Here is a 15,036-nt window from a genome sequence, read left to right on the forward strand (position 1 = left end):
GGGCGGGTCAGGCCCCCAGCCCGGCGCGGATCGCGGCCTCGTCCACGCGGTCATGTTCGGCGATCACCACCAGCCGGGTGCGGCGCGGTTCATCGGCCGCCCAGGGCCGGTCAAACTGATAGCGGATGCGCGATCCGACCGCCTGCACCAACAGCCGCATCGGCTTGCCGGTGACGGCGGCATAGCCCTTGACCCGCAAAATATCGCGGGCGCGGGCCAGATCCTCGATGCGGCGGGTCAGATCGGCGGGATCGGCGATTTCGCCCATCTCGACCACCACGGTGTCGAAATCGTCGTGTTCGTGATCGTCATGGCCATCGTGATGGCTGGGACGAGCGTCCAGATCATCCTCGGCCGCGGCACCAAGGCCCAGCAGAACACGCGGATCGGCGGCGCCTTCGGCCACTTCGATCACCGGCACCTTGCGCTTCATTTCGGCGGCGATCACGGCGCGCGCCGCCACCACGCCATCAGGACCGGCCAGATCGGGTTTGGTCAGCAGGATCAGGTCGGCGCAGGCGATCTGATCCTCGAACACCTCGGACAGCGGGGTTTCGTGGTCGATGCTGTCATCGGCGGCGCGCTGCGCATCCACCGCCGCCACATCGGGGGCAAAGCGGCCCGCCGCCACCGCCTCGGCATCGGCCAGCGCCACCACACCGTCCACGGTGATGCGCGACCGGATCGCGGGCCAGTCAAAGGCGCGCAGCAGCGGCTTGGGCAGGGCCAGACCGGATGTCTCGATCAGGATGTGGTCGGGACGCGGGTCCAGCGCCAGCAGCGCCTCGACCGTGGGGATAAAGTCATCGGCGACGGTGCAGCAGATACAGCCATTGGCCAGCTCGACGATGTTTTCCGCCGGGCAATCGGGGATGGCGCAGCCCTTCAGGATTTCGCCGTCGACGCCCAGCGTGCCGAATTCATTCACCACGACAGCCAGCCGCCGCCCGCCGGAATTGCGGATCAGATTGCTGATAAGCGTCGTCTTGCCTGAACCAAGAAAGCCGGTGACGACGGTAACGGGGACTTTGGACAGATCGGACATGTCAAACCTCTGGTGGGATACGGGCGATGCAGTGTTTGCGAAACAGAACCGGGCGGGCACGCCATGGCACCAGCCCGTCAGGCGTATCGGCATAGGCGGCGGCACCGGCCAGCAGATCGGGCAGATCCCGCGCCGGGTCGATGTCGCCGTAAACATAGGTCCAGCGCCCCGGCCCGCGCAGCGCAATGGTGCAGCCCCGGTTGCAGTTGGACAGGCAGTCCACGGCGGTCACGCGCACACCGGGCGGCGGCGCATCGGCCAGCGCCGCCAGCAGATCGGCACCCGGACGGGTTTCACCGGCAAAGCCGGGGGTCTTGCAGGTGGCACAGACCAGAATTTCAACGCCGGACATGCGGCCCTCGGGGTCGGGGGACAAGGGGAACGATGGCGGGCGCCGCACAGGGAACGACCCGTCACCGGCACACCCCGTCCGGTTTGCGTCTTGCGCTGGCAGGTTTCCCGGCTTGCGGATTCAGGGGCGCATCTGCCCCAGCGGATCGTCGCCTTCCCAGCCGGATGGCCAGTGGCCCGAAGATCCTCTCCGGTCACGGTCGCGGGGGCGGCCCGGCTGCGGAGAAACCCCGCGCCTGTTCCCTTTCCACCTGTCTGCGACAGGTCATGCGCCAGCAATGTCTGCGCCGCCCCGCCGCCCAAGTCAAGCGCCGTCCACAGATTGGCGCCCACAGACGGGCAGGCGCGATCAGCCCCCGCGCAAGGCGGACAGGCCGACGCCGGTGGCCTCAAACCCGCCATCCGCGGCGATCACCTGTCCGGTGACATAGGCGGCGGCATCAGAACACAAAAACCCGATCACCGCCGCGATTTCGCGTTCCGAGCCATAACGGTTCAGCGGAATCGCATCGTGATAGGCGGCGCGGATCTCGGGGGTATGCACCGCCAGCGCCAGCTTGGTGTCCACCGGCCCCGGCGCGACGCAATTGGCGCGGATACCGCGTTCGCCCAGCTCGGCCGCCTGCTGGCGGGTCAGGTGGATCACCGCCGCCTTGGACGTGCCATAAGCTACCCGCAGCGTCGAGGCACGCAGCCCGCTGATCGAGGCGATGTTGACGATGGCCCCGCGCCCGTCGCTCAGATGCGGAATCACCGCCTGCGAGGTCAGAAACACGCCATCCAGATTGGTGTCCATCACTGTGCGCCAGGTCTGGAAATCGGTTTGCGCCATGGGCCGGAAATCGGCCACGCCAGCATTGTTCACCAGCGCATCGACGGCGCCGAACGCCGCCACGACCTGCGCCACCATCGTCGCCACCTGATCCGGCTGCGACACGTCGCAGATGACCGGCAGCGCGCCGTCCAGCCCCTCGGCCGCCTGTGCCAGCGCCTCGGCGTCGCGGTCGATCATGGCGACGCGGCGGCCCTCGGCCAGAAACGCTTGGGTGGTGGCCAGGCCGATGCCGCGCGCGGCGCCGGTGACGATGGCGGTCAGGGTCATGTCATGCTCCGATCAGGCGGACGAGGATTTGCGACATCTGCGGAAAGGCGGCGACGACCGCCAGCCCGATCAGGCTGGAAATCAGGAACGGCACCGCACCCCGCGCCACCTTTTCAATCGGCAGGCGGGTGATGTTGGCGGCGACATAAAGGTTGATCCCCACGGGCGGCGTGATCAGCCCGATGGCAAGGTTCACCATCAGCAAGACCCCGAACCAGACCGGATCCCAGCCCATTTCCCGCACCACCGGCATGAAGATCGGCAGCGAGATGAACATCACGGTCACCGCATCCATGAACATGCCCGCGATCAGCAGGATCACCATGATGACCAGTAGGATCACCCATTGGTTATCCGACAGACCCAGCAGCGCGCCGGAATAGGTGCCGACCAGATCCTCGACCGCGACGACCCAGCCGAACAGGCTGGCATAGGCGACGATCAGCATCACCACGGCGGATGAGGCCGCCGCATCGGCCAGCGACTGATACAGCCCGCCGACCGTCAGCGTGCGATAGATCAGCCCGCCGACCAGCAGCGCATAGACGGTGGCAACCAGCGCCGCCTCGGTCGGGGTGAAGATGCCCGAATAGATGCCGCCAAGGATGACGGCGGGCGTCATGAGCCCCCAAAAGCTGTCGCGGAACGACAGCCACAGCCGCGCGCCATAGCCGCGCCCGGCATAGGGATCGGGGCTAAGCCGGTCCAGCGCCGCACGCCCGGTGCCGGTTTTCTTGGCAAAGGGCAGCACGGCCAGCATCAGCAGGCCCATGAACAGCCCCGGAATGACCGCCGCTATGAACAGCCGAGAGATCGAGGTTTCCGCGATCACCCCATAGATCACCAGCCCGATGGACGGCGGAATCACGATGGAAAACGCCGCCCCCGTGCAAACCAGCCCGGCGGCGAAGGCGCGGTCATAGCCGTCCTCCTCCATCGCGCGGATCAACATCGGGCCGATGGCGGCGACAGATGCCGGGCCGGAGCCGCTGACCGCGCCCCAGAACAGGCAGACGACCGTGCCGACGACGCCCATCCCGCCAGGCAGATTGCCGATCAGCACGCGGAAAAACCGGATCATTCGTTCGGCGATGCCCAGACTGCCCATCAGCGACCCGGCAAGGATAAAGAACGGCACTGCCAGCAGCGAATATTTGGCGATGCCGGTGGCGATCAGATCGCCCGCCAGTTCCAGCCCAAAGCCGATCTGCCACATCGCATAGATCGCCGACAGCCCCAGCGCAAAGGCGACCGGCAGGCGCAGCGCCAGCAGCAGGAAAAAGGCCAGCACCATCTGCGTGCCAGCGGGGATGCCCAGATCAAACATCAGGCACCTCGTGCCGGGCATTGTCCGGGTCGCGGAGTTCGGTAATCGCGTGCTGGACATATCGCAACAGGATCAGCCCGAACCCAAACGGCACCGCCGCCTGATAATACCATGCCGGAACACCAAGCGCGTAGGATGTCATGCCGCTGCGCAGCAGGTTTTGCAGCACCTGCCACGAAAACCACGCCGACAGCACCAGCAGCAGGCAGGACAGCACCATCGCAACCACCACCGCCGCCTGACGCGCGCGTTTGGGCAGCATATCGACCAGCAGGCTCACGGCCAGATGCTCGCCCCGGCGGGCGGCGATGGCGGCGCCAAAGACGGTCAGCAGCAGAAAGCCATTGGTCAGCAGTTCCTCGCTGGCGGCCAGCGAATAATTGGTCAGATAGCGCACCACCACATTGGCAAAACCGACAGCGGTCATGCCCAGAAACAGCAGCGCACAGACGATCTTTTCCGCCTCGTTCAGCAGGAAACGCATGGTTGGTTCTGTCCCCACAGCGGCAGGCCTGAACGGCCCGCCGACATCAGATCAGGTCACAGGGTCAGTTCACGGCGGCAACCGTATCCTGAAACGATTTCACCAGTTCCGGCCCGACCCGCTCGGCCCAGGTGTCGAACGCGGGCCGAGTTGCAGCGCGGAAGGCGGCCAGTTCCTCGGGCGTGGGCTCATGCACCTCCATCCCATGTTCACGCAGGAAGGCGACGCCCTCGGCGGTGCCCTCGCGGCTGATCTGGCGCTGCCATGCCATCGCCTCGGTCGCGGCCTCTTGCATCTGGCCCTGAACCTCTGGCGTCAGCGAGTCCCATTTCGCCTTGGAAATGCCGAGGAACAGCGGGTCATAGGAATAATGCCAGGTCGTCATGTATTTCTGCATCTCGTAGACCTGCTGCGGGATGATGACCGCGCCGATGGGGTTTTCCTGCCCATCAACGACGCCCTGCTGCAAGGCGGTCAGGGTTTCCGACCATTGCATCTGCTGCGGATTGGCCCCCAGCGCGTTCATGACGTCGATATACATCGGCCCCGCCACGCGCAGGTTCAGGCCGCGCATATCCTCGGGCGAGCGGACGGGGCGCTTGTTATTGGTCAGTTCACGAAAACCGTTTTCGCCCCATGCCAGCACCTTGATGCCTTTGGACAGCAGGATGTCTTCGATCGGCCTGATCGTCTCGCCCTGCGTGGTGGCATCGACCTGATCGTAGTTCGCATACAGATAGGGCAGCGAAAACACCGCCATTTCCGGGGCCAGTGGCGTAACGTTGATGGCCGATGTCACCACCAGATCCAGCGCGCCGCGTCCGACCATTTCCGCCTGCCGCATCTGATCGCCGCCTGACAGTTGCGCATTGGGGAACACCCGCACGTTATAGGCCCCGCCGGTCTTTTCCGACAGCAGCTCCCCGAATTTTTCGGCCCCCTTCTGCCATGTCGTCGTATCGCCAACGTTATGCGACAGGCGCAGCGTTTCGGCCTGCGCGCTCAAGGCCATCAGCGCCGAGGCCGCCAGCGCAGCCAGACTGATCCGGGTCAGATTCATGCGGTTTTTCCTCCATCCATGCGGCGCTATGCGCCGTAGCGGACAGCATTCCCGATAGCAGCCCCGGCGACAAGCCGCAAAGACGCGATCCGCCACAGCCCACATATTGCGCACCGCCCTAGCGCGGCGACACCGCAAAGGCCGGCATCCGTTCGCCTGCGGCCACCGCCGACAGGAAACCGCGCGCGCAATCCAGCGCCTCGCGGATGGTGACATCCATATCCAGATAGCGATAGGTGCCCAGCCGGCCCACAAAGGTCACGCCCGGCGTGGTTTCGGCGAGGGCAATGTAATCGTCCAGCAAGGCTTTTTCCTGAACCAGACGGATCGGGTAATAAGGAATGTCATCCGGCCCCGCCGCCCGGCTGAATTCGCGGTAACAGACGCTGCCCTGATGGCTTTCCCACGGGCTGAAGTGTTTGTGTTCGGTGATGCGGGTAAAGGGCACCTCGCGGTCGCCGTAATTCATCACCGCGCAGCCCTGATAATCGCCGTCATAGTCGAACCGTTCAAAATCCAGCGTGCGATAGCCAAGCCGCCCCAGCCGGAAATCAAAGAACCCGTCCAGCGCGCCGGACCAGAAGACGTGATCCGCCTCGGCCTGCATGTCAGGGGTAAAGGGCGTGTCCAGATCGACGGTGATGCCCGGATGATCCAGTATCCCCGCGATCATATCGGTATAGCCGTCGCGTGGCATACCCTGATATTTATGAAAGAAATAGTTGTCGTCGTAATTGAACCGCAGCGGCAGCCGCTTGAGGATACTGGCGGGCAGATCGCGCGGCGAACAGCCCCATTGCTTTTCGGTATAGCCCTTGAAGAACGCCTCATACAGCGCCGGGCCGACAAAGCGCAGCGCCTGATCCTCGAACGTCCGCGGGTCGGTGATCGAGCGGTCGGCCTGTTCGGTTTCGATAAAGGCCCGCGCCTCGTCGGGGCGCATGGTGCGGTTGAAAAACTGGTTGATCGTCAGCAGGTTCACCGGCAGCGAATAAACCGCGCCCTGCGTAGTGGATTTCACCCGGTTCTGAAACGGCATGAAGGTGGCAAAGCGGTTGACGTAATCCCACACCTCGGCATCGTCGGTGTGGAAGATATGCGGGCCATAGACATGCATCATCACGCCGGTTTTCGCATCGCGTTCGGTGTGGCAATTGCCACCGATATGGCTGCGGCTGTCGATGATACGGCAGTTGTGCCCCGCCTCGGCCAGCCTGCGCCCGATCACCGCGCCCGACAGACCCGCGCCCACCAGCAGAATATTCATACCGCCCCCCGTTCTTTTACAGCGGCTTTCCCGCCCGTTCGCCAGCGGGGGCGACTGTGGCGCAATCGCGCGCCAAGCGCAATCGCCGCATCGGCAAAACCCGACCCCGACAGGCCGGGCAGCATTTCAGGATCGTTGCCTGACCACGCGGCGGCATGTATCCAACGCGGATGGCAAATAAAGGGCCGATATGTTTTCCTTTTTCAATGCGCCGGGCCGGTTCTGGCGCGGTAATCTGCATGGGCATTCCGACAGGTCGGACGGGCTGCTGACCCCGGCCGAGGTCTGCCGCCGCTATGCCGCGCAGGGCTATGATTTCACCTGTGTGACGGATCATTTCATCGGCTTTTTCGGCTATCCGATAACCGATACCACCGGCTGTCGCCGCGATGGTTTTACCACGCTGATCGGGGCAGAGCTGCATTCCGGCGCGATGGAAAACGGTGAGCTGTGGCATATTCTGGCCGTCGGCCTGCCGCCCGATTTCCCCCCGCCACAAGCCCCTGATCTTTCCGCCCGTCCGGGGATGGAAACCGGCCCGCAGATCGCCCGACGCGCACGGGATGCCGGGGCCTTTGTCGCCATCGCGCATCCGCAATGGTCGGGCATGACGCTGGCCGATGCGCGCAGCATCGACGCAGCCCATGCGGTCGAGATCTATAACCACGGCTGCGGCAATTGTCTGGATCGCGGCGAGGGCGGGGCCATCGCCGATCTGCTGCTGTCCGAGGGGCGCGACGTCATGCTGATCGCCACCGATGACAGCCATTTCACCGAACCCGACCATTTCGGCGGCTGGGTCATGGTCAAGGCGATGGACAACACGCCCGAAACGCTGCTGGCGGCGCTGAAGGCCGGGCATTTCTATGCCTCGCAAGGGCCGGAACTGCGCGGGATTACCATGGCTCCTGATGGCGTCACCGTGGATTCCAGCGCCGTGCGCAGCGTCATCGTGCAGGGTCAGGGCAGTGCCGCGGCCTCGGTGCATGGCGACAGCCTGACCCGCACCACCGTGCCGCTGGCCCGTCTGCGCGGATCAGGCTGGCTGCGGGTAACGGTGATCGACGCTGCCGGGCGGCGGGCGTGGTCGAACCCGTGGCGGCCCTGATGCACGACGCGATCGCCCATTAAAGCATCCCGCCATTAACCTGCAACATAGCCTGCGGCTTTGAAGTAGTTCCAGCATTCGTCCGGGCTGAAGAGATCGCAGACATGGCCGATGGCGCGGAAGATGTCGGTGAAGGTTCTGGCGCCGATCCTGCGCGGATGGGCCTTGAGCTTTGAAAATATGAGGGGGCGAACGCCACGCGTTCGAGTGAGCCCCCGATTGATCTCGATGGGGTTGAGATCGGGCGAATATGGCGGCAGGAACAAGAACCAGCAGCCGACGTCGCGCAGCGCCTTTGCGGCGGCGGCGTTTATTAGCACAGCACAAATGCCACGCGATTGCGGCTGATGCCGGGCGATCAGGTGCGGGACCGCCGCTGCCTGCCGCCGCTGACAGCGGAAGGCGGTGCGGGCCGTGGCGGCGGATTGGCCTGTGCCGCCGGTGATCGGCTGCGGCACAGGCGCGGGAACAGGCGCAGGGGCAAGCAGCCTGTGCCCGCCAAACCCGTGTTACGCCTGATCCGACAAACAGGCCCAAGGCATCCGGCAGCCCGATCCGCCGGGCCGGATGGCAAAGCTTGCCGCCATCACCGGCCTGCTGACCGCAAACCCCGGCGTGGACCTTGTGATCTGCCAGCCCGGCGCGGAAACCACATAGGCGCGTCTCGGCGGGTGACATTTGGCATTTTGCAGTCCGCTGGATCACCTGACGCCGCGCGCCGCTCTGACCCCGGAACCAGCAAAAGACAATCAGAACCATGCCGGTTTTGACAGCACGCCTGGCGCGGCGCCGGGGCAGCCACACCGCAGGGGCAATCAATCGGGCTGCTGATCGGCTGTGAACGGGCAGCGGCCAAACCCGATGGGCCGCCCCCGTATTGCCACCACTCATGCCCGCACCCTGACGGCGCAGGGCGTGTGGAACCAGCATCGGGGATCGCGAAATCGCGCTGCTGTCAGGGCTGATCCGCCCGTCAGGCCGTCGCGGGCTGAACCGCCCCAACCCCGCTTAACGGCGCGGCGAAACAGGCTGACACCCCGCCCGGCGTGGCGACGGGCGGCGGCAATTCGCGCTTGCAGCGGTCCATCACCAGCGGACAGCGCGGGTGAAAGGCGCAGCCGGGCGGCGGGTCGATGGGGTTCGGGATTTCGCCGGTGACGGGGGTGCGGCGTTTGCCCGACATCGCAAGGTCCGGCACGGCGTCCAGCAGCATCCGCGTATAGGGGTGCTGGGGCGCGCGGAACAGTTCCTTGCCGCCCGACACCTCGACCAGACGGCCCAGATACAGCACGCCGATGCGGCTGGCCATGTGGCGCACCACCGACAGATCGTGGCTGATGAACAGATAGGTCAGGCCCAGTTCGTCCTGCAAATCGCGCATCAGGTTCAGGATTTGCGCCTGAACCGAGACGTCCAGCGCGCTGGTCGGCTCGTCGCAGACGATGAACTCGGGCTTGGAGGACAGGGCGCGGGCGATGGCGATGCGCTGACGCTGGCCGCCCGAAAACTCATGCGGGAACTTGGCCGCGTCCGCCGCCGACAGACCCACGGTTTCCAGCAGGCGCGACACCTCGCGCCCCACATCCGCCCCATGAGCGGTGCCAAAGGTGCGCATCGGTTCAGCGATGATCCGGCCGACGCGCCAGCGCGGGTTCAGGCTGGCGAACGGGTCTTGAAAGATCATCTGGAACCGCTTGCGCAGCCGACGCATCTCGGACGGGCTGGCGGCGGTCAGGTCGTGGCCATCGAACAGGATGCGCCCCTCGCTGGCCGGAACCAGACCGACCAGCATCTTGGCAATCGTCGATTTGCCCGAACCGGATTCACCGACCAAGGCAAAGGTCTCGCCCTTGTTGATCTCGAAGGACACATCGGCGGCGGCGGTCAGAAAGGCGTGGCCTTCGCGTTCCAGCACGCGGTTCAGCCAGGGCTTCGACACATCGAACCGGCGGGTCAGCCCCTGAACTTGCAGCAGCGGCTTATCCATGTGGCACCTCGTCATAAAGCCAGCAGGCCACGCGCCGCCCGTCACCCCGGTTGATCGGGTCGGGGCGATCGACGCGGCAGCGGTCGAACACACGGTCGCAACGCGGGTTAAAGGCGCAGCCGGGCGGGATGGCGCTCAGGCGCGGCATGGCGCCGGGGATCTGCACCAGGCGGTCGCTTTCCTGCGCCAAGGTCGGAATCGACCCCATAAGACCGCGCGTATAGGGATGCTCGGGCCGTTCGATCACGTCATGGACGGGGCCAATTTCCGCGATCCGGCCCGCATACAGCACCGCCACCCGGTCGGCGGTTTCGGCGATGACGCCCATGTCATGCGTAATCAGCATGACGCCCGCGCCGCGTTCGGCCGTGACCTCTTTCAGCAGGTCGATGATCTGCGCCTGAACCGAAACGTCCAGCGCGGTCGTCGGCTCATCCGCGATCACCAGTTCGGGCTCAGCTGCCAGCGCCAGCGCGATCACCACCCGCTGCCGCATCCCGCCCGAAAAGTGATGCGGGTAATCGTCGATCCGCCGCGCCGCCGCCGGGATACCGACTCGATCCAACAGGGCGATGGCGCGCTGCCGTGCCTCACCCGCCGACACCGGCAGATGGGTGCGGATGGTTTCCGTCAACTGTCGCGCCACGGTGTAAAGCGGGTTCAGGCTGGTCAGCGGGTCCTGGAACACCATGCCGATGCGCTTGCCGCGTATCTTGCGCATCGCCTCGGGCGGCAGGTTGTTGATGCGTTCGCCCTTCAGCCGGATTTCGCCGCCCGCGATCCGGCCCGGAGGCTCCAGCAACCCGATGATCGCCGCGCCGGTCAGCGATTTGCCCGCACCGGATTCGCCAACGACGCCCAACACCTCGCCCGCCGCGATGTCAAAGGACACGCCGTCGATGGCGCGCAAGATGCCGCGACGGGTGGGAAACTCGACCACCAGATCGCGGACGGAAAGAAGCGGTTCGGTTTTTGCAGATTCAGGCATCAGCGCAGCCTCGGGTTCAATGCGTCGCGCAGCCAGTCGCCCAGCAGGTTGACCGACAGCGACAGGGCCAGCAAAGCCAGCGCCGGGAACAGCAGAATCCACCACTCGCCCGAGAACAGATAGCCTTGGCCCACCCGGATCAGCGTCCCAAGCGAGGGCTGCGTGGGCGGCACGCCGACGCCAAGAAAGGATAGCGTAGCCTCGGCGATGATGGCCAACGCAAGGCCGATGGTGGCGATGACCAGCACCGGACCCATGACGTTGGGCAGAATATGGGTGACGGCGATGCGGGCCGGATGCACGCCGATGACACGGGCGGCCTGAATGTATTCCTTGTTCTTTTCCACCATCGTCGCGCCGCGCACGACGCGGGCGAATTGCACCCAATCCGACAGGCCGATGGACACGATCAGCACCCAGATCGCCATCTGATCGCGCATCGCGGGCGGGATAAACCCGCGCGCCACGCCAAAGATCAGCAGCGCGATCAGGATCGAGGGAAAGGACAGCTGCACATCTGCGATCCGCATCAGCAGGTTATCGACCCAACCGCCCCGGAACCCGGCGATCAGCCCCAGCCCGATCCCCAGCACCATCGCAAAGATCACCGCCGAAAAGCCGACGAACAGCGAAATCCGCGCACCGTAAAGAATAGTCGAAAGGATGTCGCGGCCCTGGTTGTCGGTGCCCATGATGTAAACATTACCGGTGAAATCATTCGGCTGCATCGGGCGGCTGAACCCGTCCATCAGGTTCAGGCTGGCGGGGTTGAATGGGTCATGCGGCGCGATCCATGGCGCCAGCGCGGCGGCCAGAATGATCGCCAGCGCCACGACAGCGGCGACAATGGCCACCGGCGAATGTCGGAACGACCACATCACATCGCTGTCCCACATGCGGGCAAGTCGGGATTGTTCGGACATCTTGCCCCCTTAATGCGCTGACGCGCGATCCACGCGCAGGCGCGGATCGACGGCGTAATACAGCATGTCAACGATCAGGTTGATGACGACGAACACCAGCGCAATCATCATCAGATAGGCCGCCATCACCGGCACATCCACCGCCTGAACCGAGTTGATGAACAGCGCCCCCACCCCCGGCCATTGGAACACGGTTTCGGTGATGATGGAAAAGGCGATGATCGACCCCAGTTGCAGCCCGGTGATGGTGATGACCGGCACCAGCGTGTTTTTCAGCGCATGGCCGAAATGGATGGCGCGCTGCGACAGGCCCCGCGCGCGGGCGAATTTGACGTAATCGGTGCGCAGCACCTCAAGCATTTCGGCGCGGACAAGGCGCATAATCAGCGTCATCTGATACAGGCCCAGCGTGATCGCGGGCAAAATCAGCGATGCCCGGCCGGATGGCGTCAGAAAGCCGGTGGTCCACCAGCCAAGCCGCACGGTTTCCCCGCGTCCAAAGCTGGGCAGCCATTGCAGTTCCACCGCAAAAACCCAGATCAGCAAGACGCCGATCAGGAATGTCGGCAGCGACACCCCGATCAGCGACACCGACATAATCAGGTTCGACAGCCAGCCATTGCGGCGCAGCGCGGTATAGATCCCAAGGCCGACGCCCGCCAGAAAGGCCAGCGTGCCCGACACCAGCGCCAGTTCCAGCGTGGCGGGCAGGCGCGACAGGATCAGCGGCAGCACGGGTTCGCGCAGACGATAGGAAATGCCGAAATCACCCTGCACGGCGCGGGTGATAAAGTTCCAGAACTGCACGATGATGGGATCATTCAGCCCCAACTGGTCGCGCAGCGCGGCACGGTCGGCGACGGTCGCCTCTTGTCCCAGCATGGTGGCGACAGGATCGCCGACAAAGCGGAACAGCGAAAACGCCACCAGCGCCACGACCAGCATCACCAGAATGGATTGCGCCAGCCGCCGGATGGTAAATGCAAGCATGTTTGCCTCGGGGTAGGGGGCCGCATCAGCGCGGCCCCGCCTGGGTCAGATTGTCAGTCGATCGAGACCGCCGGGATCGACGGCTGGTTTTCAGGATGCACGTCGATATGGACGCCCTTGCGCGTGGCATAGGCCAGCACCTGATTATGCACGTTCAGCAACACGCGGTCATCCTGCACCTGTTTCCAGATCTCGGCGATGGTGTTGTTACGGTGCTGTTCGTCCACATCCGAGGACAGCGATTCGATTTTCGCATCCACATCCGCGTTGGAATAGTTCGACGCGTTCCAGCCGCCCAGCTGATCGGTGGTGGTGTGAACAAGGAAGTCGAACACATACTGGCTGTCGAACGGCGGCACGCCCCAGCCCATCAGATAGAAATCCGTATCGCCGTTCTGAACCAGCGGGAAATGCAGGTTACGCGACTGCGACACCAGATTGGCGCGCACGCCGATCCGGCCCAACATGCCGACATAGGCCTGACAGATCGCCTCGTCGTTCAGGTAACGGTCGTTGGGGCAGTGCAGATCAAGGCTGAACCCGTTGGGATAGCCCGCATCCGCCAGCAATTGCTTGGCGCGGTCGTAATCGGGGGCGCCATACGCGTTCAGTTCCTCGGTCCAGCCGTTCACGAACGGCGGCACGGCAACGCCCGACGGGTCGGACTGGCCGCGCATCACCACCTGCTTGATCGCATCGCGATCCAGCGCCAGCCAAAAGGCTTCGCGCACCTCGGGCTTTTTGAACGGGTTTTCCGTGGTATCGCCCGAACGCAGCTTGTCCGACCCCATGTCATAGCTGAAATAGATCGAACGGTTTTCCGGCCCGGTGGTCACGGTCACGCTGTCGGTCTGTTCCAGACGCTGGATGTCCTGCACCGGCACATCCTGCACAAAGTCGATCTCGCCCGACAGCAGCGCGGCCACACGGGTCGCGGCCTCTTTGATCGGGGTGTAGATGATGTCGGTCACCGGCGGCACCTCGGCCCAATGGCCGTCGAAATGGGTCATCACGGTGCGCACTTCGGGGTCGCGGCTGACCAGACGGTAAGGGCCGGTGCCGTTGGTGTTGCGGGCGGCAAAGTTATCTTCGCCCGCGGCAAAGTTCTGAACGGCGACGACATTGTTCGCCTCGGTCCAGCCCTTGTCCATCATGAAGGTATTGGTCAGGTTCTGCGGATACAGCGGCGCAGGGCCGTTCATCCTGACGCGGACGGTATGATCGTCCACCGCCTCGGCGCTGACGACGGCGGCGTGCAGCGCCTTGTAATCCGAGGTTTCCGACCGCGCGCGATCCAGCGAGAACACCACATCCTCGGCGGTGAAATCGGCGCCATCATGGAACTTGACCCCCTCGCGCAGCTTGAAAATCCAGACCGAGGGGTCTTCCGGGTCAACCGACCATTCCGTCGCCAGACGCGGCGACAGCGATCCGTCAAGGTTCCGCAGCACCAGCGTTTCATAGATGTTGTGCAGCAGGGTCGAGGTCGGCCCCTCGTTCTGCGCATGCGGGTCCATGGTCAGCGCATCGGCGCTGCGCGCCCAACGCAAGGTTTCGGCCTGCGCGGCCCCCAGCGTCAGCGCAAGGGCCATGGCCGAAGACGCGGCCAGCCGCGCGTGTTTGAACAGTGTCATCGTTGCTCCCCGTTTGTATTTGTTGTGATCGCGGATGCTAGGCCGAAACCGGGGATCAGGGCAAGGTGCACGACCCTGCGTCAATCCGGGCGAAAGCCGTGCCGCGCGAAAAAGCGGTCCAGTTCACGTTGCTGCGGCGGCTGGCCGGTAAAGATGGTGACATAATCGGGAATCCGGGCCATGCGTGTGGCCAGATCCTCGGCCGTTTGCATGGAAATATAGCCGATCTGCACCAGATAAATGGTCCGCGCCCGTGCATCCGCCACCCGCGCATCATGACCAAAGCGGCAAAACATCTTTGTCAGCGCCGCGATGCGCGCCTGATCCGCCGCCTGCACCTCGGTCAGAATGGCATCGGATTGCAAGGCCCAGCTGCGCACGGCAAATTCGAACCGGGCATCGAACAGCCGCGTATCCAGCCAGCAGTCGAAAACGTTCAGCATCGCCTCGGCCAGAGTTTCGGCATAGGCCCCCGCCTGACGGGCAATGGCGCCGGTATTGGCATCGCGCCAGCGCGCCAACAGCGCATCCAGCAATGCCTCTCGGTCCTTGAAGAACCAATAGAAACTGGTGCGCGACAGGCCAAGCCGTTTCGCCAACGGCTGCACCTTGACCGCATCGACGCCCGATTCCACCAGCACCTGATGGGCCGCATCCAGCCACCCCTCGGCCGAACCGCGCCAGCCGGTTCCCTGTGTTGTCACCTGATCCATGGACAGCAGATTATCCCCCACCCCACCGGGTCACAAGGAAAATGTGCGCGCCTGTCT

At 64.4% G+C, this 15,036-nt stretch carries 14 protein-coding genes, 1 pseudogene and 1 riboswitch; of the genes and pseudogenes, 1 reads left to right on the forward strand and 14 read right to left on the reverse strand.

The genetic code is table 11. From position 1 onward, the window contains the following. Positions 1-7 precede the first annotated feature (7 nt). The 7 genes from cobW to Q4G22_RS08425 all read right to left on the reverse strand — a co-directional run bounded on the left by cobW (position 8) and on the right by Q4G22_RS08425 (position 6,636). The gene (gene cobW, locus Q4G22_RS08395) at positions 8-1,045 is read right to left on the reverse strand and encodes a cobalamin biosynthesis protein CobW (RefSeq protein WP_303385456.1); all 1,038 of its coding nucleotides are present in this window, start codon (positions 1,043-1,045) and stop codon (positions 8-10) included. A gap of 1 nt (position 1,046) precedes the next feature. Further along, entirely contained in the window at positions 1,047-1,397 is a 351-nt protein-coding gene (locus tag Q4G22_RS08400) for a DUF1636 domain-containing protein (protein ID WP_303360526.1), read from the reverse strand. Between the two features lie 79 nt (positions 1,398-1,476). After that, positions 1,477-1,688: riboswitch (cobalamin riboswitch) on the reverse strand. 57 nt (positions 1,689-1,745) lie between these two features. After that, on the reverse strand, positions 1,746-2,498 hold the full coding sequence (locus Q4G22_RS08405) for an SDR family NAD(P)-dependent oxidoreductase (RefSeq protein WP_303385457.1): 753 nt from the start codon (positions 2,496-2,498) through the stop codon (positions 1,746-1,748). A 1-nt stretch (position 2,499) separates the two neighbouring features. Beyond that, positions 2,500-3,825, reverse strand: a complete 1,326-nt coding sequence (locus tag Q4G22_RS08410) for a TRAP transporter large permease (protein ID WP_303385458.1) — start codon at positions 3,823-3,825, stop codon at positions 2,500-2,502. Next, positions 3,818-4,309 (reverse strand): TRAP transporter small permease, encoded by a 492-nt coding sequence (locus Q4G22_RS08415; RefSeq protein WP_303385459.1) that lies wholly within the window; start codon positions 4,307-4,309, stop codon positions 3,818-3,820. The genes Q4G22_RS08410 and Q4G22_RS08415 overlap by 8 nt, the downstream gene beginning before the upstream one ends. Before the next feature lie 64 nt (positions 4,310-4,373). After that, on the reverse strand, positions 4,374-5,369 hold the full coding sequence (locus Q4G22_RS08420; protein WP_303385460.1) for a DctP family TRAP transporter solute-binding subunit: 996 nt from the start codon (positions 5,367-5,369) through the stop codon (positions 4,374-4,376). Positions 5,370-5,487: 118 nt separating this feature from the next. Then, positions 5,488-6,636: a UDP-galactopyranose mutase gene (locus tag Q4G22_RS08425; RefSeq protein WP_303385461.1), complete on the reverse strand. Its 1,149-nt coding sequence runs from the start codon at positions 6,634-6,636 to the stop codon at positions 5,488-5,490. A gap of 190 nt (positions 6,637-6,826) precedes the next feature. Here Q4G22_RS08425 and Q4G22_RS08430 point away from each other — a divergent pair, with 190 nt between their 5' ends. Further along, complete coding sequence (locus Q4G22_RS08430; protein WP_303385462.1) at positions 6,827-7,744, forward strand: CehA/McbA family metallohydrolase; 918 nt, start codon at positions 6,827-6,829, stop codon at positions 7,742-7,744. A gap of 35 nt (positions 7,745-7,779) precedes the next feature. Here the strand turns inward: Q4G22_RS08430 and Q4G22_RS08435 are convergent. The 7 genes and pseudogenes from Q4G22_RS08435 to Q4G22_RS08465 all read right to left on the reverse strand — a co-directional run. Beyond that, positions 7,780-8,016 (reverse strand): annotated as a pseudogene (locus tag Q4G22_RS08435) (hypothetical protein); the annotation flags it as partial. 701 nt (positions 8,017-8,717) lie between these two features. After that, a complete protein-coding gene (locus Q4G22_RS08440; RefSeq protein ID WP_303385463.1) occupies positions 8,718-9,731 on the reverse strand; it encodes an ABC transporter ATP-binding protein in 1,014 nt (337 codons plus the stop codon). Then, complete coding sequence (locus tag Q4G22_RS08445; protein WP_303385464.1) at positions 9,724-10,719, reverse strand: ABC transporter ATP-binding protein; 996 nt, start codon at positions 10,717-10,719, stop codon at positions 9,724-9,726. Before Q4G22_RS08445 ends, Q4G22_RS08440 begins: the two co-directional genes overlap by 8 nt. Beyond that, a complete protein-coding gene (locus tag Q4G22_RS08450; RefSeq protein ID WP_303385465.1) occupies positions 10,719-11,642 on the reverse strand; it encodes an ABC transporter permease in 924 nt (307 codons plus the stop codon). The genes Q4G22_RS08445 and Q4G22_RS08450 overlap by 1 nt, the downstream gene beginning before the upstream one ends. A gap of 9 nt (positions 11,643-11,651) precedes the next feature. Continuing rightward, positions 11,652-12,632 carry an ABC transporter permease gene (locus tag Q4G22_RS08455; protein ID WP_303385466.1) on the reverse strand — a complete coding sequence of 327 codons (981 nt, stop codon included), beginning with the start codon at positions 12,630-12,632 and terminating at the stop codon, positions 11,652-11,654. Positions 12,633-12,685: 53 nt separating this feature from the next. Continuing rightward, a complete protein-coding gene (locus tag Q4G22_RS08460; protein WP_303385467.1) occupies positions 12,686-14,266 on the reverse strand; it encodes an ABC transporter substrate-binding protein in 1,581 nt (526 codons plus the stop codon). An 80-nt stretch (positions 14,267-14,346) separates the two neighbouring features. Further along, entirely contained in the window at positions 14,347-14,979 is a 633-nt protein-coding gene (locus Q4G22_RS08465) for a TetR/AcrR family transcriptional regulator (RefSeq protein ID WP_303385468.1), read from the reverse strand. Positions 14,980-15,036: the final 57 nt, after the last annotated feature.

Origin of the sequence: Paracoccus sp. (in: a-proteobacteria) (assembly GCF_030538655.1) — a bacterium.
In the GTDB taxonomy this organism is placed as follows: Bacteria; Pseudomonadota; Alphaproteobacteria; order Rhodobacterales; family Rhodobacteraceae; genus Paracoccus.